We start from the raw sequence: 23667 nt of genomic DNA, 5'->3' as shown, positions 1-23667 counted from the left end.
ATGGCACGATACCTTACCGGCATCCAAAGCACCGGCCGACCACACTTAGGCAACCTGTTGGGCGCTATAATTCCAGCGGTGGAGCTTTCCAGAACATCTGATCAGGAATCTTTATACTTCATCGCAGACATGCACTCGCTTACCACCGTGCGCGATGCAGCATTGTTGCGCAATAACACCTACGCAGTTGCGGCTGCCTGGCTGGCCTTTGGCTTCGATACCGATCGCCATATATTTTACCGCCAGTCGGATGTGCCGATGGTAACCGAACTGAGCTGGTACCTGAGCTGCTTCGCTCCTTTCCCGATGCTGGCAAACGCACACTCGTTTAAAGATAAATCGAGTCGGCGCGGACTGGCCGATGTAAATGCCGGCTTGTTTACTTACCCGGTTTTAATGGCGGCGGATATACTTTTGTATGATGCCAATTTAGTACCCGTAGGCAAAGACCAGGTGCAGCATCTCGAAATCACGCGTGATATTGCCAGCTCGTTTAACCACATCTACGGCGAGACGTTTGTATTACCGGAAGCAAAAACCGACGAAGCTGTGATGACCGTGCCCGGCATTAACGGCGAGAAAATGAGCAAATCGTATGGTAACATCATCGATATTTTTGAGGCGGATAAACCGTTGCGCAAAACCATCATGAGCATCGTTACCGACAGCACGCCGCTGGAAGAACCGAAGAACCCGGACGACGATACTACTTTTAAACTGTATAGTTTACTGGCCTCAGCTGAAGAAATTGAAGCCATGCGCCGCAACTACGAAAATGGCGGCTACGGTTACGGCCACGCCAAGCAAGCCCTTTACGAGCTTATCATAACCAAGTATGCAAAAGAGCGCGAACTGTTTAATTACTACATCACCAACCTGCCCGAAATAGACAAGAAACTACACGAAGGCGCAGAAAAAGCAAAGGCCATTGGCAGCCAGGTGTTAAAAAGAGTACGCGAAAAGATCGGTTACTAAGAAGCTGTTTAGGGTTTTCAATTATAGTATCTGAACCTGCCGTTGTTGCGTGTTTTCATCAACAACTATACGTTCACCAACAGGCGCTTGCTGGTGAAAACACGCAGCAAGGGCAGCAGTAATTTATTTGTTTAAAACTCTAAACAGTTCCAAGTATAAAAAGAAAGGCCGCTGTAAGTAACAGCGGCCTTTCTTTTTATACTTTATACTTGGTTATACTTATTCGGCAGTCCAGAGTACGCGTTCCTGGTCGGCTAGCACCAGCAGAAAACGAGGCGGGTTAGCCACCAGCACCAAACGCATCTCCACACCCGGGAACGAATCAGACTCTACCCAAACACCTTCGCGCACATCTTCATCCAGGTCAATTTCTTCTACATCGAGCGCGCTGGCCAGGTAAGCAGTTGGCAGTAACAACTCCGCATCAGACTTTAATTTGGCGTGCACATCTTCCAGTACATCTTCCATTTCGTCGCCGTACGTTTCGTTAAAATCATCTTCCAGGTCGTGCAACGCTTCTTCCAGGTCATCATAACGTTCGTCGTTATAATCCATGCCGTTCAGTTGTTGCTTTTTCTCGAGGATGGCAACTATAGCTTTATTCAGGTCGTTTGCGTTCATCTTATCTTGCTTTTTTTACAAAGTTGAAAACATGCTGCAGCAATTGCAAGCATTCGGGTTGTTAATTTACAGGAAACCGGATCGCTTTTGATAAACAATTAAAAGGTGTATTTTTACGTAACACTTAATAAAATTCATCTGACTATGAATACCAACACCTTACCTTCCGAAACAATAGTTACAGATATTTTACCTCTAAACGGCACCGATTACATTGAGTTCTATGTAGGCAACGCCAAGCAGGCAGCACACTTTTACCAGACAGCCTTCGGCTTTAAGCTGGTAGCCTATGCCGGCCCCGAAACTGGTGTGCGCGACCGGGCATCTTATGTGCTGCAGCAGGAAAAAATACGCCTGGTACTTACTACCGGTATCAGCCCTGAATCTGAAATTGCACAGCATGTGCACCTGCACGGCGATGGTGTAAAGGTGTTGGCGCTTTGGGTAGACGATGCCGAAAAGTCTTTCCGTGAAACTGTAGCGCGCGGTGCCCAGCCTGCCATCGAACCGCAAACCCTAACCGACGAATTTGGTGAAGTAAAAACAGCGTCCATCAGAACGTACGGTGATACCATCCATACATTTGTAGAGCGCCATAACTATTCTGGTGTGTTTATGCCTGGTTATGTGGCACGTACTTCCGAGTTGGTAACAGAGCCGGTTGGCCTGAAGTATGTAGACCATTGCGTTGGTAACGTGGAGCTTGGCCTGATGAATGAATGGGTGAAGTTTTACGAAGACGTGATGGGCTTTAAACTGCTGCTTACCTTTGATGACGAAGACATCAGCACCGAGTATACTGCCCTGATGTCTAAAGTAGTATCGAACGGAAACGGCTACATTAAATTCCCGATAAATGAGCCGGCCGAAGGCAAGAAAAAATCGCAGATCGATGAGTACCTCGAGTTTTACCGTGGTGCTGGTGTGCAGCACATTGCCGTGGCTACGTATGATATTTTATCAACTGTAGCAGAGTTGCGCCGCCGTGGTGTGGAGTTCCTGCATGTGCCGGAAACGTATTATACGGATCTGATCGGGCGCATCGGCCACATCGACGAAGATATGGAAGACCTCAAAAAACTGAACATCCTTGTAGACTGCGACGACGAAGGTTATTTGCTGCAGATCTTCACGAAGCCAGTGGAAGACAGACCAACTGTGTTCTATGAAATTATCCAGCGTAAAGGCGCCAAATCGTTTGGCAAAGGCAATTTCAAGGCTTTATTCGAAGCAATTGAGCGGGAACAGGCACTTCGCGGTAACCTTTAAACCAAAAATAAAGTATAGCGGCTCGTAATTGTAGCCAAACCAGCTTTATTTTGATATAAAATTTCATCACACCAGCTCTTACACTGTGCCCCGCGTACAGAAAAGGCTGGTGTGATTTATTTAAGAGCATCTTAAGCGGCAATAACTTAATCGCTTTACAGACTTATACTTCCACCCCATTTTAATTTTGATGGAAACAATGATTGACCCTACGATACAGGAAAAAATAAATGTATGGCTGAACGGTAACTTCGACGAAGAAACCAAAGCCGAAATAGCAGGCATGCAGGAACGCGGCGAACACGAAACCCTTTCTGATGCTTTTTACAAGAACCTTGAATTTGGCACAGGCGGTTTGCGCGGTATTATGGGCGCAGGCAGCAACCGCATGAACCGTTATACTTTAGGAATGGCCACGCAAGGCTTATGCAATTACCTGAAGCAGAACTTTCCCGGTGAGCAGGTAAAAGTGGCCATTGCCCACGACAGCCGCAATAACTCCGATCTTTTTGCCCGCATCTCTGCTGATATTTTCTCGGCCAACGGCATTAAAGTATACTTGTTTGAGGCACTTCGCCCGACACCGCAACTTTCGTTTGCGATCCGCCATTTGGGATGCCAGAGCGGCGTGGTCGTGACGGCATCGCATAACCCGAAAGATTATAACGGCTACAAAGTATACTGGAACGATGGCGCGCAGGTAACTGCTCCCCACGACAAAAACATCATCGCGGAAGTAAACAAAATTACTTCTATTGATGAGGTGAAGTTTGAAGCTAACAACGATAACGTAGCGATGGTTGGCGCTGAACTCGACGAAGCGTACATGGACGAAGTGCTGAAACTGTCGATCTCGCAGGAGGCTATTAAAAACCAGCACGACCTGAAAATTGTGTACACGCCGCTGCATGGCACGGGCATAACGCTGGTACCGGAAGTACTGGCGCGTTTTGGCTTTACCAACGTGCACGTAGTGGAAGAGCAGGCAAAACCGGATGGCAACTTCCCGACAGTAGTTTACCCGAACCCCGAAGAAAAAGAAGCCATGACGCTGGCCCTTAAAAAAGCCGCTGAACTGGATGCCGATCTTATACTTGCCACCGACCCGGATTCTGACCGTGTGGGCATCGCTGTAAAAAACCTGAAAGGCGAATTTATACTTTTGAACGGTAACCAGACGGGTGCCATACTTATAAACTACCTGCTGCAGGCCTGGCAAAAAGCCGGTAAGCTAACAGGCAAAGAGTTTATCGTCAAAACCATCGTTACCACCGACCTTATCAAGGAAATTGCTGAAAGCTACGGTGTAAAGCACTACGAAACCCTGACCGGCTTTAAGTACATCGCTGAGAAGATACGTGAGCTGGAAGGCCAGGAAGTATACATTGGCGGCGGCGAAGAAAGCTACGGTTATATGATCGGTGATTTCGTGCGCGACAAAGACGGCATTTCTGCCTGCGCCCTGATCGCGGAAATGGCAGCTGTTGCGAAGGATAACGGCCAGAGCTTGTTCGAGATGATGACCGAGATGTACACCAAGTATAACTTCTACAAAGAAGAACTGGTATCGTTCACGAAAAAAGGACAGCGCGGTGCCGAAGAAATTCAGCAGATGATGGCCGAGATGCGTGCCAACCCGCCACAAAGTATAGCTGGCTCTCCGGTTATAGAAGTGAGCGACTTCAAACTGAGCACCTGCAAAAACCTGATTTCAGGCGAAGAAACCAAACTAGGCCTGGAAAGCTCCAACGTACTGCAGTATTTAACCGAAGATGGTAGCAAAATTTCAGCGCGCCCATCTGGCACCGAGCCAAAGATCAAGTTCTACATCAGCGTAAACGAGCCACTGGCTTCCAAAGCTGATTTTGATGCTACCGAGCAAAAGCTGAATCAGAAGATAGAGCAGATCCTGGTTGATCTGAAACTGAAATAGGCTTTATTTATACTTCGTAAAATGGCTAAATTGCTGAAACTATAATTCGGCGGTTTAGCCATTTTTTATACTTAAAATTTATACTTCAAAACTGCTCTTTATACTTTTGATTTTTATCCTATGAATAATCTTTTTTCGCAGATAAGCCAGGTAATACGCCATCGCAGAACAACCAAACCGCCTAAAATGAACGGGCAAGAAATACCCGATGAGCAGGTAAAACAGCTGTTGGAACTGGCAGACTGGGCCCCCACACACGCCCACACCGAACCGTGGCGTTTTAAAGTATATGCGGGGGATAAAGTAAAACAGTTTTGCCAGAGTCACGCTGAGCTCTACCAACAGGAAACTCCGGAAGAAAACTACAAACCTGACAAGTATGAAAAGCTGAAAATCATGGGCGATCAGGCTTCGCATATACTGGTGGCGTACATGCAGCGGGGCAACCTGCCTAAAATTCCGGTGCTGGAAGAAATTGCTGCCACTTCCTGCGCTATTCAAAACCTGCTGCTTGGTGCCAGCGCCTTAGGAATTGCCAGTTACTGGGGCTCCGGCGGCATGGCCTATCACCCTGCTATGAGAAAATCCCTGCACCTCCGCGAAGAAGATATTGTACTGGGCATTTTATACTTAGGCTACGCCGAAAACCCGGCACACGAAGGCAAACGCATTATTCCGCTGCGCGATAAAGTAGAATGGATGTAAGTATGATTTTGCTGGCGTAAGTAGTTGTTGGTTTGATTGGAAAGGTATTGTTGTATAGCAGGCCGAACTCGGCGGATAGGACTTACCTTTCTCATTGATGCGATAAACCACCCCGCCTGCGGCACCCCTCCTTTTTTCAAGGAGGGGCGTTGGTTTAGCAAATGCCTTTTGCTCTTAATTGAAGTATAATTTATACTTTCTGTAAAGTATAAATCAGCCGATCGAAGAAAAAACCTATCCCAGTTCTTGGGTTGAGCGCCTTGTGAATTTCCGGTGCGAAGCAGCCGTAAGGCAGGAAATGAACACAGCGCGATACCCGAGAACGCAGCCAGCGCGGCTGCCGAGCGCGAAAGCCAGCAATGAAACAAGAACTTCCCAAACTAAATAAGCACTCACTACGCTAGCAAAGCCAAAATCATACTTGATAAAAGACCAAACAGCTAAGCTAGCAAACTCTAAACTTTAAAACGGCGGTTCTTCATCGAAATTAGAAGTCGGGAAACCTCCGCCGCCGTTGGCACCATCGTTCATACGGCTACCTAAACGGATAGCACCTGGCGTTTCAGCATCAAAGGTACTGTTTGGCAAGGCATTGAAACCACCCATGGCATCGCCACTGAAATCGTTATCCAGATTCGTAAACTTGGTATACTTACCAATAAACTTGAGCTGTACGTTTTCGAGGGAACCGTTACGGTGCTTGGCTATAATTACTTCGCCTACGCCGGCAGTCGGGTTGCCCATCTCATCTTCTGTGATGCCGTAATATTCCGGGCGATACAGGAAGAGCACCATGTCCGCATCCTGCTCAATGGAACCGGATTCACGAAGGTCGGAGAGCTGTGGGCGTTTGTCGCCGCCACGGGTTTCCACGGCACGGCTTAGCTGCGAAAGCGCAATTACGGGTACGTTCAGCTCTTTGGCCAGCATTTTCATGGCCCTGGAGATAGACGCAATTTCCTGTTCGCGGTTACCGCCCCCCTTTCCTTCCGAGTTTCCACTCATCAGCTGCAGGTAATCAATAATGATCATCTGGATATCGTACTGCGCTTTTAAGCGGCGGCACTTGGTACGCAACTCACGAATAGATAAACCAGGCGTATCATCAATAAAAATAGGCGCTTCGGTTAGTTTGGCAATTTTGTGGTTAAGCTGGGCCCACTCGTAATCTTCAAGGCTTCCTTTTTTTATCTTTTCAGAATCAAGCTCAGCCTCCGAAGAAATAAGTCGGTTTACGAGCTGCAACGAAGACATCTCGAGCGAGAAAATAGCAACGCCTTTCTTAAAATCAACTGCCGCGTTGCGCATGCACGAAAGTACGAAGGCCGTTTTACCCATCGCAGGGCGGGCAGCAAGTATAACCAGGTCGGATTTTTGCCAGCCGGAAGTAACACGGTCAAGGGCGGCAAGTCCGCTTGGTACGCCGGTTAAGCCGTCGGCCTGCTTGCGTTTTTCTTCGAGTTCTTTAATGGCTTCGTGCATCAACGAGCGCATATCTGCAAAGTTCTTGCGGATGTTCGATTCGGATACTTCGTAAAGCTTGGCTTCTGTTTTATCTAAAAGATCGAAAACGTCGGTGGTATCTTCAAAAGCGCTCGATAATACTTCCGAAGAAATAGAGATCAGGTCTCGTTTAATGGAGTTTTCGGTGATGATACGGGCGTGGTACTCGATGTTGGCCGCCGAGTTTACGCGTGTGGTAAGTTGCGTGATGTTGTAAGCGCCGCCTGCCAGTTCGAGTTCGCCCTGCTCGCGCAGCTCGTGCGTTACCGTTAAAATATCAATCGGCTCCGATTTATCGAACAGCGAAAGGATGGCCCTGAAAATTGCCTGGTGTGCCGTTTTGTAAAAGCTCTGCGGGCGCAGAATATCAATTACTGTGGTCAGGGCATCTTTTTCGAGCATGAGCGCGCCCAGTACAGCTTCCTCCAGATCGAGTGCCTGTGGGGGCATTTTACCCATACCTGATACTACAGGGGCTTTTTTTGCCCACTGGCCTGGATTGCCTACCGGCCGCACGTTCGTTTTCATCTCCTCCATAGGTACAAATTTAAGAGCATCTAACTCTAAACTACCTTTATAAGCTTGTTAATAATCCACAAGATATCCACAAACTATCCACATATAAGGGTAACCCTATTTTTATTCTGCGAACTCCTTCTAACTTTGCCTGCTTGCTAAGAGCATGTTTAAATTTTGTTTTTGCATGCGAAAATTGAACAGAAAGGGTTCTGTCAAAATGTTTTTAGAGCTTCATAGCAGCGCTATGGAGCGAGAAAAACGTAAAAACAGATTCTTTTATGATCAATTTGCAGCGCAAAGTATAAATTTTAACCATGCTCTAAACACTAGTCTGGCTTTATGGAGAAGAAGGAACTACAACGCATTCACCTGATTGCCACCGGGGGAAGCATTATGCATAACCTGGCACTGGCACTACACGACAAAGGATTACACGTTACCGGATCGGATGACGAAATATTTGAACCTGCCAAAAGCAGGCTGGCCGCTGCCGGATTATTGCCAGCGCAGGAAGGCTGGTTTCCGGAGAAAATAAACGCAAGTATAGATGCTGTTATACTTGGGATGCACGCCCGCCCGGACAACCCGGAATTGCTGCGCGCCCAAGAGTTAAATATCCCGATCTACTCTTTCCCGGAGTTTATTTACGAGCAAAGCAAGGATAAGCAGCGCGTTGTAATTGGTGGCAGCCACGGCAAAACGTCCATCACTTCTATCATTATGCACGTGCTGAAGCATTTGAACCGCAAATTTGATTATGCCGTTGGCGCGCAGCTCGAAGGTTTTGATCGTATGGTAAAACTGACGGAAGATGCCCCGGTTATCATTATTGAAGGCGACGAGTACCTCTCCGACCCGATCAAGCGCATCCCGAAATTCCATTTGTACCATCACCACATTGCTGTGATCAGTGGCATCAGCTGGGACCATATCAATGTGTTTCCGAACCCGGAAGTATACCGCGAGCAGTTCCGCATTTTTGCCGAGATGACGCCGAAAGCCGGAACCCTGATCTATAACCAGGATGATGAGCAGGTGCAACTGGTAAGCGTTCCCCGCAACCCGGCTGATATCAACTACGTGGGCTACGGCGTGCACGAACACAGCATCCGGAACGGCAAAACCATATTGCATACCAAAAAAGAAGACGACGTAGCGATACAGCTTTTCGGGGAACACAACCTGCGCAACATTAACGCGGCCAAGGAAGTGTGCAAGAAAATTGGCGTGAAGGCGTCTGATTTTTACGAAGCCTTGAAATCGTTTAAAGGAGCAGCCAAGCGCCTGGAAAAACTGGGTGAAAACGCCGGAACTGTTGTTTACAAGGATTTCGCACATGCGCCTTCCAAAGTAAAAGCTACCACCGAAGCCGTTAAAAAACAATATCCGGACCGACAGCTGGTAGCCGCCCTGGAACTTCATACCTTCAGTAGCCTGAACAAAGCATTTCTGCCGCAGTATGCCGGAGCCCTCGACCTGGCAGATGAGCCTATTTTATACTTCAACCCAAAAACCATCGAGCACAAGCGCATGGAAATGCTGACCGAAGAAGAATTGAAAGCTGCTTTCCAGAACCCGCGCCTCAAAGTTTTCACGGATTCTGAAGCATTGCAACAACATTTAACTGGCCGCAACTGGAGCCAGACCAACCTGCTGCTGATGAGCTCGGGAAACTATAACAACCTAAACCTGGAGGCGCTAACTAACGCGGTTCTTTAATTTATACTTTATGAAACTGCACCTCAAGCGCCCCATCGTTTTCTTCGACCTCGAAACCACCGGCACCGATATCTGCAAAGACCGTATCGTGGAGATCAGTGTACTGAAAATAAAGCCGGACGGAGAAGAGATCCTGAAAACGAAAAAAATAAACCCAACGGTGCCTATTCCGCTTGAGTCGAGTATGATTCATAATATTTACGATGCCGATGTACAGGACTGCCCTACGTTTAAGCAGGTAGCGCGCGAGTTTGACCAGTTTCTGAAAGGATGCGACCTGGCGGGCTACAACCTGCTGCGCTTCGATATTCCGTTGCTGGCCGAGGAGTTTTTGCGCGCCGATATTGATTTCGACATCGAGAACCGTAACATTATTGATGCCTGCCGTATTTTCCACCAGATGGAGAAACGCACGTTATCAGCCGCTTATAAATACTATTGCAACAAAAACCTGGAAAACGCGCACAGCGCCGAAGCTGATACCATTGCGACCTACGAAATTCTGATGGCGCAACTTGACCGCTACCAGGATACGCCGTATGAAGCCGGCGAAGGCGCGATAGAATACCCGGTGCAGAACGACATGGCGGCGCTGCACAAGTTCACGTTCCAGAAAACAGCAGATTTATCGGGCAGGCTGGTGTATAACAATGCCGGCCAAGAGGTTTTCAATTTCGGGAAGTATAAAAATGTAGCCGTAGAAGAAGTGCTTCGCAAAGAACCAAGTTACTACGACTGGATGATGAAAGGTGACTTCCCGCTTTACACAAAAAAAGTACTGACACGCATCCGCCTCAGGAGCATGCAGATGTCATAATTTCAAAGTATAAATTGGAGGATTTTCAATCTGGAAACCCACCCCTACCCCTCCGAGGAGGGGATTTTTTCGAGAGTAAATATTCCCATTCGCCTCCTTCAAAGGGCGACATTCGTATTAATTATTCGTATTAATTAGTTCCCCTCCTCGGAGGGGCTAGGGGTGGGTTATTTAGAACTAAGGTAATCTCAACTCACACCTTAAAAGCAAATCTCGCACACAAAAAAGGCTGCCCGAAAATTCAGGCAGCCTTTTTTATACTTTTTAAAATTCTGGTTAGTTATCTTCTAGAAGAATTACTAAGCTGCACGCCTTTCAGTAACGTATTGCGCTCGCTTACTTTGTGTACGCAGTTGTTGCCCGGCACATTGGAAGAGCACTCGCAACCCGTGATTTTATTTCCGATAAACGTGAAATAACAGAAGTTACAACCGGCAGCAGCCTGGCACATGTGCTTAGCTCCTTTGCTGCTCAGGTATAAACTGTTATCGCCAGCTACATCCAGCTCCAGCGCCATCGAGCGGAAAGCGCCGTTCTGCATGCCGAGTCCCACCAGGTAATAGGCAGGTTTGTCTTCCTTGGTTTCCTGCACTTTCCGGATCATTACTCTGTCTACCACTGTTCCATCGCCAAACTCACGAATAAACGGTTGCATCAGTTCCTGCTTCGGTACAATGTAATCTATACTATCAAAAATGACCTGGCCCAGCAGTTTGCCATCGTATACTTCCACTTTCTCCTCATTCGGATCAGTCGTACTCTCTTCCTGAAATGCCTCGCGGCGCGTACAGGCCGTAGAAACCAGCAAAAGTAAAAGCAAAGTATAAACTGATCGGGATACGATTCGGGCAGTACGTAACCGCTGTGCTGGGGCGCTTAACTTCATGAGTTATAGAGTATGGTTTTCTATTTTTTATAGTAAGTAAGCGCTTCCGGCATAAACTTGCGCAGGTCGCTTTGGCGGGTAGCAGCGCCAGGGTGGGTACTTAAGAATTCAGGTGGTGCCTGTCCGCCGCTGGCTGCTTCCATACGCTCCCAGAACGGTATGGCCGCCTGCGGATCGTACCCGGCCATCGCCATAAAGATCAGTCCTAATTTGTCAGCTTCCGTTTCCTGGTTACGACCAAATTTCAGAAGGCCAACCTGCGAACCTACGCCATAAGCCGCCATGGCTATACTTTGGGCAGCGCCCGGGTTAGTGCCTGCCAACGCCGAAAGTGTAGACCCGCCAAACTGCTGCAGCATCTGCTGGCTGGCGCGCTCGTTACCATGTTGGGCAATGGCGTGTGCAATTTCGTGGCCCATTACTACAGCCAGGCCGGTTTCGTTTTTAGCGATCGGAAGCAAGCCCGTGTATACTACCGTTTTACCACCGGACATCGCCCAGGCGTTTACCTGCTCATCCTCAATCAGGTTAAACTCCCATTGGTAGCCCTGCAACCTATCCGACATATTATTCTGCGCCATATAACGCTCCACTGCACTCTGGATGCGCTGGCCCACGCGTTTTACCATAGCCGATTCCTGGGCACTTCTGGATAACTTATTTTCTTTCAGGAACTGGTCGTAAGCCTGGTAGCTCATAGCCTGCAATTCAGCTTCCGAAACTAAACTGATGGTACGGCGGCCCGTGATCGGAACAGTGGTACATGCTGCCAGCATGCTTACTGCCAGGGATAAGGTGACTATTTTCTTATACATCATTTCTGAATTTAAAATTAACAAAAAATCAGATTCAAATTTTGAACCATTTTTCAGAATCCGATGCTCCACGCCTTGCTTATTTCTGCTGATACCGGTAATGGCCGGTATATACAACTCATTTTCAGGCGGAAACAAAGTATACTTTGATTGCACCCGTATACGCGAACGGCCGAATAAAATGTTGTATTCGCTGCCACCTGACAATAAATCCGGTAACTTGGGGTTAAACCCCTAAGTACAGTTCTGTTTGTTGTGCCGACAAGTATAAATATTTAGAAACTTTGCGCTGAACAGAAAAATAGAAACCCTATTTTTGAAATCCAGACAAACAAACACCCACTTTACATGAAAATTCTAGCCATCGGTCGGAACTACGCCGACCATATAGCCGAACTTAAAAACGAAATTCCGGACGAGCCTGTCATTTTCTTTAAACCTGATACGGCCATACTTCGCAACAACGAGCCCTTTTACTACCCGGATTATTCCAACGATATCCACCACGAAGTAGAACTTATACTTCGCATCTGCCGCGAAGGCAAGAACATCGAAAAGCAGTTTGCTCACAAATATTACGACGGCATTGGGCTGGGCATCGATTTTACAGCCCGCGACATTCAGGCGAAGGCCAAAGCAAAAGGTTTGCCCTGGACGCTGGCCAAAGGCTTTAACGGCTCCGCTCCTGTGTCAGAGTTTATGCCGATCAGCCAGTTCCCGGATCTGAAAGATATCAACTTCAGGCTGGATGTGAACGGCGAAACCCGCCAACTGGGCAACTCGAAACTGATGATGAACTCGTTCGACGACATCATTGCCTACATTTCGAGGTTTATTACTCTGAAGACAGGTGATATTATTTTTACCGGAACACCCGAAGGTGTTAGCGCCGTGCAGGTAGGCGACAGATTGGAAGGCTATGTGGAAGACAAAAAATTACTTGATTTTGAAATTAAATAAGCAGCTTACCCTTTTTATACTTTGTACTTTAACATCGCTGGGGCTGGCGGCGCAACCAAGTCCGCAGGCAGGTTTCTTTACCTTCCCGATCAAGCCCGGTGTTCGTAATTATTTATCCGGAAGTATGGGCGAGATCCGCTCCAACCACTTCCATGGCGGCCTCGATATTAAAACCGACCAGCGCGAAGGCCTGCCGGTTTATGCGGCTGCAGATGGCTATATTTCCAGGGTAAAGCAATCTACCTACGGGTACGGCAACATCATTTACATCACGCATTTAAACGGCCTGGTAACCACGTATGCGCACCTGCAGTCGTTTAACCTGCCGCTGGCAGAGTTTATGCTGAAAAAGCAGTACGAGAAGAAAACGTTTGAACTGGAGATTTTTCCGGAGCCAGACAAATTTCCGATCAAGCGCGGCGATGTGATTGGCTTGTCCGGTAACACAGGTGGTTCGGGCGGCCCGCATCTGCACTTCGAGATCCGTGATGAAAAAGACCGCTTATACAACCCGCTGAAGTATAAATTTACGGAGATTCTGGACACCACACCGCCGGATATTTATACGCTGGGCATCCTGCCTTTAAACATACACGCGCGCATCAGCAACGAGTTTGCCCGCGCCGAATTTGCGGCTAAGAAAGTTGGCAGTACCTATACGCTGGCAGATACGGTTAAAGCGCATGGCCTGCTTGGGCTGGAGCTACAGACAAACGACAGGCTGGACGGTGCGGCAAATAAAAACGGAACGCAGGAAGTAACGCTTTTCGTGAACGGCAAGGCCATTTACCAGCATCACATCGAGCAGGTACCGTTTGAGATTTCGAGACAGGTTTCGCAGCACATCAACTACAACATGTTTAAGCGCTACGGCCGCACGTTCCAGAAAGCGTTTGTGGATTACGGAAACGACCTGCCGCTTTATCGTGCCAATTACCAGCAGGGCCGGTTCGCAGTAAAGCCCGACTCGATCTACGAAGTAAAACTGGTTGCCAAAGACTCTTATGACAATAGTTCTACCCTTCAGTTTATTATTAAAGGGCAGAAACCGGTCTTCACTGCCATGCAGGCCAAAGCTGTAAAACAACCTAAGCTCACAACCGAAATTTTAGGGAACGTACTTAAGATTAGTGCATCCGATACCAGCAGCACCCCGCAAAACGTAGAGCTTTTTATCAAAGGCAAAGCGATGGTGTTGGTGCCAAGTTATATCAGAAATGCGGCTTCGGTAAGTTTATATGATCTGCGTGGCGGCCTGCCAGATTCTATCCGTTCCTGTGGTGTTTCGCAGGCTTTCTCGTTTAAGCAAATGGTACCTCCAGCTCAGGAAACCGAAGTAAAAACCGATTTTGCAACCATCCAGTTCGGCAAAGAGTCGCTGTACGATACGTTATACTTTGAAGCAAAGCAGGAAGCGGATGTTTATACTTTGGGCGATTATTTTACGCCGCTGCACAAGGCTATTAAGGTTACCATAACTCCTCCTGTTACTTACAAAGATAAAACCAAAGCGGCCGTATACTTTTTAGGCACAGGCAGAGGGCGCGGTTATGAAGGCGGCACCTGGAATGGCAACTCCATTACCTTTACTACCCGCAACATGGGCAAGTTTAAAGTGATGGAAGATGTAAAAGCACCCACCATTAAGCTACTCGGCAAAAGCCCGAACCAGATCCGGTTTAAGATCGGCGATGATTTGTCGGGTATCAGTTCGTTTAATGCCTGGGTAAACGGCCAGTGGTTGCTCATGAAGTATGAACATAAACAGGCACTGATCTATTCTGAAAAACTCGATAAAAGTATACCTTTGTCCGGCGAAGTAATTCTGAAAGTGAAAGACGTTGCCGGCAACGAAGCAGTTTTCACTACGAAAATTTAGATTGACAAAGGACTATGTGACAAAGGACGAAAAAAAAGAAAAGTCTTTTGTCAAATAGTCAAACAGTCAAAAAAATCAAGTAACATGACACTCAACATTGGCGATAAAGCCCCGGCTTTTGAAAGCAAAGACCAGAACGGCAACACCGTTAAGTTAAGCGATTACCTGGGCAAAAAAGTGGTTTTATACTTCTACCCGAAAGATAATACCTCTGGCTGCACAGCGCAGGCCTGCAACCTCCGCGATAATTACAGCGTGCTGCAACAGGAAGGCTACGAGATTCTGGGTGTAAGCACCGACGATGAAAAATCGCATCAGAAGTTCATCAGCAAACAGGAGTTGCCCTTTACCCTGCTGGCCGATACCGATAAAGACATCGTAACCAAGTATGGCGTGTGGCAGGAAAAATCGATGTATGGCCGCAAGTACATGGGCACGATGCGCTATACCTTTGTGATCGATGAGGACGGGACCATTCAGGACATCATCACGAAAGTAAAAACGGCCGACCACGCCAGTCAGATTCTGAAAAAGTAATTATAAACGCAGCTGCCCTTTGGTACGCTGCGTTTTTTGTATATTTGACTATCCATTCGTAATTCTTAATTTCTAATTCATAATTAAAACCGTGAATCCACACAACAAAAGCATCGAAGAGCTGAACCAGATCGCGTCGCAGGTACGCCGCGACATCGTGCGCATGGTGCATGCCGTAAATTCAGGACACCCGGGCGGCTCCCTGGGCTGCACCGATTACATGGTATCGCTGTACTTTAAAGTAATGAACTATAGCACCGATTTTAAGATGGATGGCACCGGCGAAGATCTTTTCTTCCTTTCGAACGGCCACATCTCTCCGGTTTGGTACAGCACGCTGGCACGCGCAGGTTTCTTTGATGTAAAAGAGCTGGCCACGTTCCGCAAACTAAACTCCAGGTTACAAGGCCACCCGGCCACGGAAGAAGGTCTGGAAGGAATCCGTATTGCGTCAGGCTCATTGGGCCAGGGCTTATCGGTTGCTATCGGCGCGGCGCAGGCTAAAAAACTGAACAAAGACAACAGTCTGGTTTATGTGCTGATGGGCGATGGCGAAGTAGAAGAAGGCCAGGTGTGGGAAGCTGCCATGTATGCGGCGCACAACAAAATGGACAACGTAATTGCAACCATCGATAAAAACGGCCAGCAGATAGACGGCTCTACAGACCAGGTGTTAGGCTTAGGCGATTTAAAAGCTAAGTTTGAGGCATTCGGCTGGCATGTGCTGGAAGCAAACGGTAACAGCTTCGAGTCGTTGCTGCCTGCTTTCGACGAAGCCAAAGCTGCTTCCGGCAAAGGCAAACCGGTTATGATTTTGATGGATACCGAGATGGGCTTTGGTGTAGACTTTATGATGGGATCGCACAAATGGCATGGCGTTGCTCCGAACGATGAGCAGCTCGAAATTGCCCTGCAGCAACTGGCCGTAGAAAAAGCATCTGACTATTAATAACACAGCCTTCCGGTTTATAGGTACCGGAAGGTAAATCTTAACCTGGCTTTTGCGCGGGCTACATGGCAAACGAGCGTACTTTTATCAAGGGTTTATACTTTCTCCTGCTGATTTTATCGGTGGGAAGTATGGCTATGGCCCAGGATAAAAAGCCACAGCCCAAAACCCGCATTCTTTTTTTGCTGGACGCTTCCGGAAGTATGCTGGCCAAATGGGAAAACAGCGACCGCATGGAAATCGCTAAAAACATGCTGACTAACCTCGTGGATTCGCTGGACCGTTATAACAATGTGGAAGTGGCGCTACGGGTTTACGGGCACCAGCACGGCCGTGAGCGTAACGATTGCAAGGATACCAAACTGGAAGTGCCTTTTGCCGCCGAAAATGCTGTAACAGTAAAAAAGAAGCTGCAACAGATCATTCCCAGAGGAAACACACCGATCACGTATTCGCTGGAGCAGTCGGCCAACGATTTTCCGGAAGAGAAAAACGCCCGGAACGTGATCATTATGATAACCGATGGTATCGAATCCTGTGGTGGCGACCCATGTGCGACTTCGCTGGCTTTGCAACAGAAACGCATTTTCCTGAGGCCCTTTATCATTGGCATCGGCATCGAAGCACAGTACGAAAAGCAGCTGAGTTGCATTGGCCAGTATTTTAATGCAGCCGATGTAAAAACGTTTGAAAATGTACTTTCCGAGATTGTAACGCAGGCCCTCACCCCTACAACCGTTAGTGTAGAACTGCTCAACGACCAGGGAAAAGCAGAGGAAAGCAACACGAACATGACGTTCATCAACTCCCTGACAGGCTTGCCCGAGTATAATTATGTGCATTACCTTGATAGCAAAGGCAAAACTGACATACTGGATGTGGATGCGCTCATGCCCTACCATTTGGTTGTGAATACAGTGCCGCCAGTTGTAGAGCGCGACCTGCAGTTAAAGCCGGGCCAGCACAATGTAGTAAAAGTGAAAGCACCGCAAGGCGAGTTATACTTGCGGCAAAACGGGCCGTCGGCATACGGGCAACTTTCGGCGCTGGTATATAAAGCAGATGCTGATAGAGCCCTGAACGTACTGGTGTTCGGCAGCCGACAGAAGTACCTAACCGGCAAGTATGACCTGGAAATTTTAACCCTGCCCCGCACTTACTTAAAAGGCGTGGAGATAAAACAGGGACAGACCTATACCATTGATATTACGCCGCCGGGCCAGCTGGCTATTTCGTCGCAGATGCAGGGCTATGGCAGCATTTACGAACTTAGCGAAAATGGCCAACAGCGCTGGCTGTATAATGTACCGGAAGATAACAGTAAAATAAGCCTGGCACTTCAGCCGGGCAAGTATAGAATAGTATATCGCATTAAATCAGCCCAATCAAGTAAATTTACTGATGTACAGGATTTTACCATACGATCAGGGGCAACTACAACCGTAAAAATTTTCAACAGATAGATGAAAGACTTTCCGTATTCAGAAACAAAAGATACCCGTTCCGGCTTTGGCGCCGGTCTGCTGGAGCTTGGCCGTACCAACCCTAATGTAGTGGCCCTTTGCGCCGATTTAACAGGCTCGCTTAAAATGGACGCGTTTCAGAAAGAGTGCCCGGAGCGCTTTTTCCAGGTAGGTATTGCCGAAGCGAACATGATGGGCCTTGCCGCCGGTATGACCATCGGTGGTAAAATTCCGTTCACGGGTACGTTTGCCAACTTTTCTACGGGCCGCGTGTACGACCAGATCCGTCAGTCTATAGCCTATTCAGGCAAAAACGTAAAGATCTGTGCTTCGCATGCCGGCCTTACGCTGGGCGAAGACGGTGCCACTCACCAGATTCTGGAAGATGTTGGCATGATGAAAATGCTGCCGCACATGACCGTGATCAACCCATGCGATTTTAACCAGACCAAAGCCGCTACTATTGCCATCGCTGACCACGAAGGACCTGTTTACCTGCGTTTCGGACGCCCGGCGGTGCCTAACTTTACGCCAGCCGATCAGAAATTCGAAATTGGCAAAGCTGTGATACTGAACGAAGGAACTGACGTAACCATTGTTGCCACCGGCCACCTGGTTTGGAAAGCCATACTTGCCGGTAAAATTCTGGCAGAGAAAGGTATCTCCGCCGAGATCATCAACATCCACACCATCAAGCCACTGGATGATGCCGCTATACTTGCTTCGGTTGGTAAAACAAAATGCGTGGTTTCTGCAGAAGAGCACCAGTTAAACGGAGGCCTCGGCGACAGCATTGCCCAATTACTTGGCCGCCAGCTACCTACGCCACTCGAAATGGTTGGCGTAAACGATTCTTTTGGCGAGTCTGGCACGCCGGACCAACTGATGGAGAAGTATGGCTTAACCGAGCAGAACATTGTAGACGCAGCAGAGCGTGCTATGAGCAGAAAATAAGTTAGTTTTAAATCAACCTGAAGTATAAATAGAGGGCGGTGCGTTGGTATCGCCCTCTATTTTTTTAGTATACTTGTTATTGCACAAGATAAATCTGCTAACCAAAGCAACTTAAGTATACTTCCTGCCTGCGGGCAGCACCTTTTACAGTGGAAGACAAAGAGATTTTAGAAAAATTCGCGAACCCGGAAAGTCGTAATGTGGCTTTTAACCAACTTGTGCGCAAGTACCAGCAGAAAGTATACTGGCACATCCGCAAGATGGTGATCGACCACGACGATACTGATGACCTGACGCAGGAGGTTTTTCTGAAAGTATGGAAGAATCTTGAAAACTTCCGGCAGGATGCGCAGCTATTTACCTGGATCTACCGTATCGCCACCAACGAATGTTTAACCTTTCTGGCAAGTAAAAAACGGCGCTTCTTTTTACCTATAAACGATGTAGCCGCCGAGCTTTCCAAAAAGATCGATGCATCGGCCACTATTTCTGGAGACGAAATTCAGCTTAAGCTACAGAAAGCATTGCTGAAGTTACCGGATAAACAGCGGCTGGTTTTCAATATGAAATATTACGATGAGATGAAGTATGAAGAAATCTCGCAGGTACTGGGCACGTCTGTGGGCGCTTTAAAGGCATCTTATCACCATGCGGTAAAAAAAATAGAAGAATTTCTGAAGCAGGATTAAACTTTTGAAGCTCAGGTTCCTCTAACCATCAAGATTACAAGAAATGAAAAAGGATTTTAAGCTAAGCGAGCTGCCAAAGCACAACATTTACCAGGTACCGGAAGGCTATTTCGATACGTTGCCGATGCGTGTGATGGAACATACTGCTGGCGCTGTGCAGCAAAGGCGGTCATGGATTCCGGTAAGAAGTATGGTGAGGCTGGCGCTTGCCCCACTGTTGCTGTTACTTATTTTAGGAAGCGTATTTTTCCTGAACTCGGCTAAAGAACAACTGCCGGCCAGTGCCGAATTTGCTGCTTTACACCGAACCGATATTATAACTTACCTGAGCAGCAGCCAGGAAACCATTGAAAGCAACGATTTCGCGCAGCTTAGTGCCCTGGAAGACCATGACCTGGCAGCCGATTTTCTGAATGTAAGCCCCGAAGTTGCCGAAGAGGAATTAGAATACCACAACCTGAACCATATCGAATATTAATGCGCCCATGATACGATTAACCATACTTTTATTTCTTTGCGTTTTCTCCTTTTCTACTGTTGCTTCTGCGCAGGGCAATAAAAACAACGACCGCAGCGAGAAGGTAGAATCTGCTAAGATTGCGTACCTCACCGATAAAATGGAGCTGACCGCAGAGCAGGCACAGAAGTTCTGGCCAGTGTATAACGAATACCAGAACAAGCGCCGCGACATCGTGAACGCCTACCGCAGCGGCTACCGCCAGAATGTAGAGGAACTCACCGAACAACAGGCCAGAGTGCGCATCAACGAACTGTTTCAGGTACGCGAAAAAGAACTTGCGCTGGAGCAGGAATATGCAGCCAGGTACCAGCGCATCATCTCTAACAGGCAACTGATAAAACTGTACCGCGGCGAACGCGATTTCACGAAACTGCTGCTTAAACGCCTCGACGAATCCAGGGCAAATAATTAACAGCTTATTACCTAAAACAAAAGCAGCCGGTTCATATGAGCCGGCTGCTTTTGTTTTAGGTAATAAGCTGGTCCGAAAACTGCTTTATACCGCTTCCATCAGGAAATTGATATCGTCGCCGGCTTTGAACTCGATTGGTTTCTGGCCCTGCAGGAAAACCCGCATGGCTAACGGCCCCTGCAACTCAATTCTGTCGCCTTTTACGCGCAGCATACTTCCTTCGCGCAGGCCAACTACGGGTTGTGCATTGTGGTTATGAAACTCGGCAATACGGGTTTCGCGGGTTTCGCCCATGTGCGTGGAGTCTGGTTGCGGATCGAGGTAATGCGGGTTTATATTGAAAGGCACCAGTTGCAGCGCATCAAATGTTTTGACGTGCACAATCGGCATATCATTAGTTGTACCGATGGTTTTACCGGCTACGTTTGTTCCGGCGCTGGTACCTATGTAGGGCATACCTTTTTCTGCACGCTCCTGCAGCGGTTTTACTATTTTGTTCGCATAAAGCTGCCGTAGCAACAGGAACGTATTTCCGCCACCAATAAAAACAGCTTCGGCGTGCCGTACTGCCTGGTCCGGATTATCATACGCATATACGCCTGTTACGCTTATTCCCCATGGGGCAAATGCTTCCTGTACTTTGGCAGTATAAGCTGCATGCGAAATGCCGCCTGGCCTGGCATAAGGTATAAACAGGATGCTGCTTTTGCCCTGTAACAGTTCTTTTACTTGTTCTTCGGCGTGCTCCAGGTAGCCTGTGCCGTGCGTGGAAGAAGTACTGATTAAAAGTAAGTTTCTGTTCATACTTCAAAAGTATAGAATTTGGCTGAACAGCGGGAATTTAAAGTATGGAATTTGAAATTTTAGCGAGCCGGCAGGTATAAAGTATAAATTACAAAGGCTTACTACTATGTTTGGATAAAGCAGTATATTCAAATCCAAAACATTCGTTTAGCCAGCTAATTCTGGTATGTAAACGCTTAACGAATCTTGCTAAATTTAGTAAGTAAAGAATATTAACTAAGTACAAGACTGCTTATACGTGACTACTGAGTGCTGTGACAACAGACAGTTTCGACAAGTTAGCAATCTCAAGGTACATAAGCGATGCTTCTGCCGACGACCTCACAAGCCTCATGCACAAAACCGGCGGCGATAATTTCAAAAATAACCACAATACAATGACAGCAACCAATCAATCAATTCTAACAAAAGCAAACGAAGCCATTGCTAAAGGGAACTATGAAGAATTTCTTCAATACTGCACCGATGACACAAAATGGACTTTTGTCGGCGACCAAGTGCTAACCGGAAAAGAAGCTGTTCGTATTTGGATGTCGAATGAATACATTGAACCTCCTCAAAATGAGGTTAAACATTTAATTTCCGAGAAGGAATATCTGACAGTACTTGGATATCTGACAGTGATGAGAAAGAACGGAACACGTGATCAATTTTCTTACTGTGATGTTTGGAAATTCCGTGATGGAAAAATGGCTGAACTGGTGGCCTTTGTGATTGAATCGACTGACTTAAAAGATACCAAATTGTGAGGGTTAGCCCGTAACCTTTATTCTGCTTAAGAAATTGCTGCCAGCAATGTCTGTAGCTTATGGCGCGTTTATACTCAACACGCTAATCTTAATGCCAGTAAGAAGACTCGGAGCATCAAGACCTGAAAACACTTAATTCAATGAAAATAATCTTATACCTCGCTATACTTCTCCTCCTTTTCTCCTGCAACGAAAATACAGCTCTAACTGATGCTGAAACTGCAGAAAACGAACCGGCTACAGGGGTTACTTCTCCAGGCCATACTTCCGGCGCTTTGCCGGAAATAAAAAGCGAAGAGGCCATTAAAGCAGCGTATGCGGAAGTTGTATCGAAACTGAAAAGCGGAAGTATGGATTCTACCTCTTTTGGGTATGATTGCAACGGTGAAAAAAGCGGGCAGGTAACTTACTTTTCGGATAACGGGCAGCTGCGCCTGATACGGCATACTTACAATGCGTACAGCCATTTTTCTGCAATAGACGAGTATTTCCTGAAAAACGATTCGCTATACTTTGTGTTCAGCAAGCAGGTGGCCTGGAGCTTTGCAGATCAGAATAAAACCAAAGACAACGTCACCGAAAACCGGACTTACATTATAGGCAACAAAGCTGTAAAATGCCTTCAGAAGAAATATACGATCCTGGCTGATGCAAACGACGCCACCAAAGCAGAAACAAGTATGGGTGCTAATAAACAAGTTGCTTGTACATCACTAAACGCTGTAGCAAATGAGCTGGCACAACTCCTGGAACTAAGAACTAAGAACCCAGAAGCAAAAACCTGCCTGCCTGGAATTGTAACATGATTAAGCATTTTCAGCAGCAAAATAAAGTATAGATAATGTTTTAATATACAGTGTTTTTCTATCATCTGAAACGGTATATTAGTAGCGTTTAAAAACCACTCCACCTCAAAAACTTACATGAGAACAACGCTACTTTTACTGCTTCTTGCACTACTTACCACCACAGCCACCGCCCAGGAATCGAAAGTTAAGTATGGCTTTTTTGCAGGCGCGGTGCTGCGGTTAAACAGCTTCGATCAGCACACGAAAGAAGGCGTTACCTTTACTACAGTAAATTATCTGGGCTATGCGGCGGGCGCTAATGTATACTACCAACCGGCTCCTGTTTTCAGTTTACGGGGAACGTTGGGTTTACACCTGGAAGGCGATGAATTAAAGTTTTTTTCTCAGGAATTTAGTATAAGTGGTAAATTGGTTTCTACATTCCTGAGCACCGGCGTGCATGCTTTGCTAAAGCGAAACGAGCAATCGCGTTGGCAATTGGTTGCCGGCCTTACACCCTACTTCAGGTTAAACAGCGAAGACAATTCAGCTGGTACAGGCCTTCGTGCCTTCGATCTGGCTTCGGATCTGGGCGTAAACTATTCATTCCCTGTAAAAAGTGTACAGATCATGCCGGAACTAAGGTTTAGCCGAAGCCTTACCAATGCAGCAAGTGAGAACGGACTTGCCGGTATGCTAAACAGTTATTACCGCCACCGGCTAAGCTTTAGTGTGCACCTTGTTATATAGGCGTTTAGTTTTTAGAGCGATTTATACTTTAAAAGTCATTCCTGTAAATCAATAATTTAAAATCATCCCGAAGCACTTCTAAACCAATGTATCAACCCCATGAACAAATACGGACTCCACGGAAAACTAACTGCCACAGCAGGCAACACCGATAAACTGGCCGCTATACTACTGCAAGCGGCTAAACTGGTTGCTACCGCAGACGGCTGCCATGTATACCTGGTCAGTAAAGACGCTGCTACCGAAGATGCCGTGTGGGTAACCGAAGTATGGGATAGTAAAGAAGCCCACGACAACTCCCTGAAAGTAGCAGGCGTGCGGGAATTAATTGGGCAAGCTATTCCGCTGCTGGCTGGCCCGCCGCAGAAAGGACAGGAACTGGAAATATTGGGTGGCGCAGGTCTAAACTCAAGTTATTAAGTTAAAATTTTTAGAAGTTTTAACTTAAACC

The 23667-nt window shown here is 47.2% G+C and carries 24 protein-coding genes; 19 read left to right on the top strand and 5 right to left on the bottom strand.

What is annotated here, in order from left to right; all coding sequences use genetic code 11:
* Positions 1–975, top strand: a complete 975-nt coding sequence (trpS, locus tag DP923_RS12535) for a tryptophan--tRNA ligase (protein WP_112306180.1) — start codon at positions 1–3, stop codon at positions 973–975.
* Between the two features lie 219 nt (positions 976–1194).
* Here the strand turns inward: trpS and DP923_RS12530 are convergent, their stop codons facing one another.
* Complete coding sequence (locus DP923_RS12530; protein WP_112306179.1) at positions 1195–1596, bottom strand: hypothetical protein; 402 nt, start codon at positions 1594–1596, stop codon at positions 1195–1197.
* Between the two features lie 174 nt (positions 1597–1770).
* Between DP923_RS12530 and hppD the strand changes: the two genes are divergently transcribed.
* The 3 genes from hppD (at position 1771) to DP923_RS12515 (ending at position 5503) form a co-directional block, all read left to right on the top strand.
* On the top strand, positions 1771–2865 hold the full coding sequence (gene hppD, locus DP923_RS12525) for a 4-hydroxyphenylpyruvate dioxygenase (protein ID WP_112306271.1): 1095 nt from the start codon (positions 1771–1773) through the stop codon (positions 2863–2865).
* A gap of 190 nt (positions 2866–3055) precedes the next feature.
* On the top strand, positions 3056–4798 hold the full coding sequence (locus DP923_RS12520; RefSeq protein WP_165838192.1) for a phospho-sugar mutase: 1743 nt from the start codon (positions 3056–3058) through the stop codon (positions 4796–4798).
* A gap of 120 nt (positions 4799–4918) precedes the next feature.
* Positions 4919–5503, top strand: a complete 585-nt coding sequence (locus tag DP923_RS12515) for a nitroreductase family protein (RefSeq protein ID WP_112306178.1) — start codon at positions 4919–4921, stop codon at positions 5501–5503.
* Positions 5504–5965: 462 nt separating this feature from the next.
* Here DP923_RS12515 and dnaB read toward each other — a convergent pair whose 3' ends face one another.
* Entirely contained in the window at positions 5966–7543 is a 1578-nt protein-coding gene (dnaB, locus tag DP923_RS12510; RefSeq protein WP_112306177.1) for a replicative DNA helicase, read from the bottom strand.
* A 321-nt stretch (positions 7544–7864) separates the two neighbouring features.
* On the opposite strand from dnaB, the gene DP923_RS12505 reads away from it, so the two are divergent.
* Together DP923_RS12505 and DP923_RS12500 are read left to right on the top strand one after the other, a co-directional pair.
* Positions 7865–9244 (top strand): UDP-N-acetylmuramate--L-alanine ligase, encoded by a 1380-nt coding sequence (locus tag DP923_RS12505; RefSeq protein WP_112306176.1) that lies wholly within the window; start codon positions 7865–7867, stop codon positions 9242–9244.
* A 10-nt stretch (positions 9245–9254) separates the two neighbouring features.
* Positions 9255–10061 (top strand): 3'-5' exonuclease, encoded by an 807-nt coding sequence (locus DP923_RS12500; RefSeq protein WP_112306175.1) that lies wholly within the window; start codon positions 9255–9257, stop codon positions 10059–10061.
* A gap of 280 nt (positions 10062–10341) precedes the next feature.
* Here the strand turns inward: DP923_RS12500 and DP923_RS12495 are convergent, their stop codons facing one another.
* Both DP923_RS12495 and DP923_RS12490 read right to left on the bottom strand, forming a co-directional pair.
* On the bottom strand, positions 10342–10947 hold the full coding sequence (locus tag DP923_RS12495; protein ID WP_125047723.1) for a hypothetical protein: 606 nt from the start codon (positions 10945–10947) through the stop codon (positions 10342–10344).
* 20 nt (positions 10948–10967) lie between these two features.
* On the bottom strand, positions 10968–11762 hold the full coding sequence (locus DP923_RS12490; protein ID WP_112306269.1) for a M48 family metallopeptidase: 795 nt from the start codon (positions 11760–11762) through the stop codon (positions 10968–10970).
* A gap of 348 nt (positions 11763–12110) precedes the next feature.
* On the opposite strand from DP923_RS12490, the gene DP923_RS12485 reads away from it, so the two are divergent.
* From DP923_RS12485 to DP923_RS12445, 9 genes are all read left to right on the top strand, one after another.
* Positions 12111–12722 carry a fumarylacetoacetate hydrolase family protein gene (locus tag DP923_RS12485; RefSeq protein WP_112306173.1) on the top strand — a complete coding sequence of 204 codons (612 nt, stop codon included), beginning with the start codon at positions 12111–12113 and terminating at the stop codon, positions 12720–12722.
* Positions 12709–14601, top strand: a complete 1893-nt coding sequence (locus DP923_RS12480; RefSeq protein WP_239021023.1) for a M23 family metallopeptidase — start codon at positions 12709–12711, stop codon at positions 14599–14601. Before DP923_RS12485 ends, DP923_RS12480 begins: the two co-directional genes overlap by 14 nt.
* Positions 14602–14685: 84 nt before the next feature.
* The gene (gene bcp, locus DP923_RS12475; protein WP_112306171.1) at positions 14686–15138 is read left to right on the top strand and encodes a thioredoxin-dependent thiol peroxidase; all 453 of its coding nucleotides are present in this window, start codon (positions 14686–14688) and stop codon (positions 15136–15138) included.
* Between the two features lie 91 nt (positions 15139–15229).
* Complete coding sequence (locus DP923_RS12470) at positions 15230–16087, top strand: transketolase (RefSeq protein WP_112306170.1); 858 nt, start codon at positions 15230–15232, stop codon at positions 16085–16087.
* 65 nt (positions 16088–16152) lie between these two features.
* A complete protein-coding gene (locus DP923_RS12465) occupies positions 16153–17550 on the top strand; it encodes a vWA domain-containing protein (RefSeq protein WP_112306169.1) in 1398 nt (465 codons plus the stop codon).
* Complete coding sequence (locus DP923_RS12460; protein WP_112306168.1) at positions 17551–18504, top strand: transketolase family protein; 954 nt, start codon at positions 17551–17553, stop codon at positions 18502–18504. It abuts the gene before it with no gap.
* A 149-nt stretch (positions 18505–18653) separates the two neighbouring features.
* A complete protein-coding gene (locus DP923_RS12455; protein WP_112306167.1) occupies positions 18654–19193 on the top strand; it encodes an RNA polymerase sigma factor in 540 nt (179 codons plus the stop codon).
* Positions 19194–19236: 43 nt separating this feature from the next.
* Entirely contained in the window at positions 19237–19671 is a 435-nt protein-coding gene (locus tag DP923_RS12450) for a hypothetical protein (protein WP_112306166.1), read from the top strand.
* Positions 19672–19678: 7 nt separating this feature from the next.
* Positions 19679–20125 (top strand): hypothetical protein, encoded by a 447-nt coding sequence (locus DP923_RS12445; protein WP_112306165.1) that lies wholly within the window; start codon positions 19679–19681, stop codon positions 20123–20125.
* Between the two features lie 84 nt (positions 20126–20209).
* On the opposite strand, the gene pepE is transcribed toward DP923_RS12445, so the two are convergent.
* Positions 20210–20929: a dipeptidase PepE gene (pepE, locus tag DP923_RS12440; RefSeq protein ID WP_112306164.1), complete on the bottom strand. Its 720-nt coding sequence runs from the start codon at positions 20927–20929 to the stop codon at positions 20210–20212.
* A 254-nt stretch (positions 20930–21183) separates the two neighbouring features.
* On the opposite strand from pepE, the gene DP923_RS12435 reads away from it, so the two are divergent.
* The 4 genes from DP923_RS12435 to DP923_RS12420 all read left to right on the top strand — a co-directional run bounded on the left by DP923_RS12435 (position 21184) and on the right by DP923_RS12420 (position 23636).
* Positions 21184–21678, top strand: coding sequence for a nuclear transport factor 2 family protein (locus DP923_RS12435; RefSeq protein WP_239021022.1), 495 nt, complete (start codon positions 21184–21186; stop codon positions 21676–21678).
* Positions 21679–21818: 140 nt separating this feature from the next.
* Positions 21819–22484 carry a hypothetical protein gene (locus DP923_RS12430; RefSeq protein WP_112306163.1) on the top strand — a complete coding sequence of 222 codons (666 nt, stop codon included), beginning with the start codon at positions 21819–21821 and terminating at the stop codon, positions 22482–22484.
* 117 nt (positions 22485–22601) lie between these two features.
* Positions 22602–23216: an outer membrane beta-barrel protein gene (locus tag DP923_RS12425; RefSeq protein WP_112306162.1), complete on the top strand. Its 615-nt coding sequence runs from the start codon at positions 22602–22604 to the stop codon at positions 23214–23216.
* Between the two features lie 99 nt (positions 23217–23315).
* Positions 23316–23636 carry a putative quinol monooxygenase gene (locus DP923_RS12420; protein WP_112306161.1) on the top strand — a complete coding sequence of 107 codons (321 nt, stop codon included), beginning with the start codon at positions 23316–23318 and terminating at the stop codon, positions 23634–23636.
* Positions 23637–23667 lie beyond the last annotated feature (31 nt).

The organism is Pontibacter arcticus, from assembly GCF_003284895.1.
GTDB classification, from domain to species: domain Bacteria; phylum Bacteroidota; class Bacteroidia; order Cytophagales; family Hymenobacteraceae; genus Pontibacter; species Pontibacter arcticus.
Note: the sequence above shows the minus strand (reverse complement) of the source record. Positions and strands in the feature narration are given on the sequence as shown.

Coding starts and splice junctions, on each gene's coding strand:
- trpS (WP_112306180.1), top strand. CDS start 1: ATGGCACGATACCTTACCGGCATCCAAAGCACCGGCCGACCACACTTA.
- DP923_RS12530 (WP_112306179.1), bottom strand. CDS start 1,596: ATGAACGCAAACGACCTGAATAAAGCTATAGTTGCCATCCTCGAGAAA.
- DP923_RS12520 (WP_165838192.1), top strand. CDS start 3,056: ATGGAAACAATGATTGACCCTACGATACAGGAAAAAATAAATGTATGG.
- DP923_RS12515 (WP_112306178.1), top strand. CDS start 4,919: ATGAATAATCTTTTTTCGCAGATAAGCCAGGTAATACGCCATCGCAGA.
- dnaB (WP_112306177.1), bottom strand. CDS start 7,543: ATGGAGGAGATGAAAACGAACGTGCGGCCGGTAGGCAATCCAGGCCAG.
- DP923_RS12505 (WP_112306176.1), top strand. CDS start 7,865: ATGGAGAAGAAGGAACTACAACGCATTCACCTGATTGCCACCGGGGGA.
- DP923_RS12500 (WP_112306175.1), top strand. CDS start 9,255: ATGAAACTGCACCTCAAGCGCCCCATCGTTTTCTTCGACCTCGAAACC.
- DP923_RS12495 (WP_125047723.1), bottom strand. CDS start 10,947: ATGAAGTTAAGCGCCCCAGCACAGCGGTTACGTACTGCCCGAATCGTA.
- DP923_RS12490 (WP_112306269.1), bottom strand. CDS start 11,762: ATGTATAAGAAAATAGTCACCTTATCCCTGGCAGTAAGCATGCTGGCA.
- DP923_RS12485 (WP_112306173.1), top strand. CDS start 12,111: ATGAAAATTCTAGCCATCGGTCGGAACTACGCCGACCATATAGCCGAA.
- bcp (WP_112306171.1), top strand. CDS start 14,686: ATGACACTCAACATTGGCGATAAAGCCCCGGCTTTTGAAAGCAAAGAC.
- DP923_RS12465 (WP_112306169.1), top strand. CDS start 16,153: ATGGCAAACGAGCGTACTTTTATCAAGGGTTTATACTTTCTCCTGCTG.
- DP923_RS12460 (WP_112306168.1), top strand. CDS start 17,551: ATGAAAGACTTTCCGTATTCAGAAACAAAAGATACCCGTTCCGGCTTT.
- DP923_RS12450 (WP_112306166.1), top strand. CDS start 19,237: ATGAAAAAGGATTTTAAGCTAAGCGAGCTGCCAAAGCACAACATTTAC.
- DP923_RS12445 (WP_112306165.1), top strand. CDS start 19,679: ATGATACGATTAACCATACTTTTATTTCTTTGCGTTTTCTCCTTTTCT.
- pepE (WP_112306164.1), bottom strand. CDS start 20,929: ATGAACAGAAACTTACTTTTAATCAGTACTTCTTCCACGCACGGCACA.
- DP923_RS12430 (WP_112306163.1), top strand. CDS start 21,819: ATGAAAATAATCTTATACCTCGCTATACTTCTCCTCCTTTTCTCCTGC.
- DP923_RS12425 (WP_112306162.1), top strand. CDS start 22,602: ATGAGAACAACGCTACTTTTACTGCTTCTTGCACTACTTACCACCACA.
- DP923_RS12420 (WP_112306161.1), top strand. CDS start 23,316: ATGAACAAATACGGACTCCACGGAAAACTAACTGCCACAGCAGGCAAC.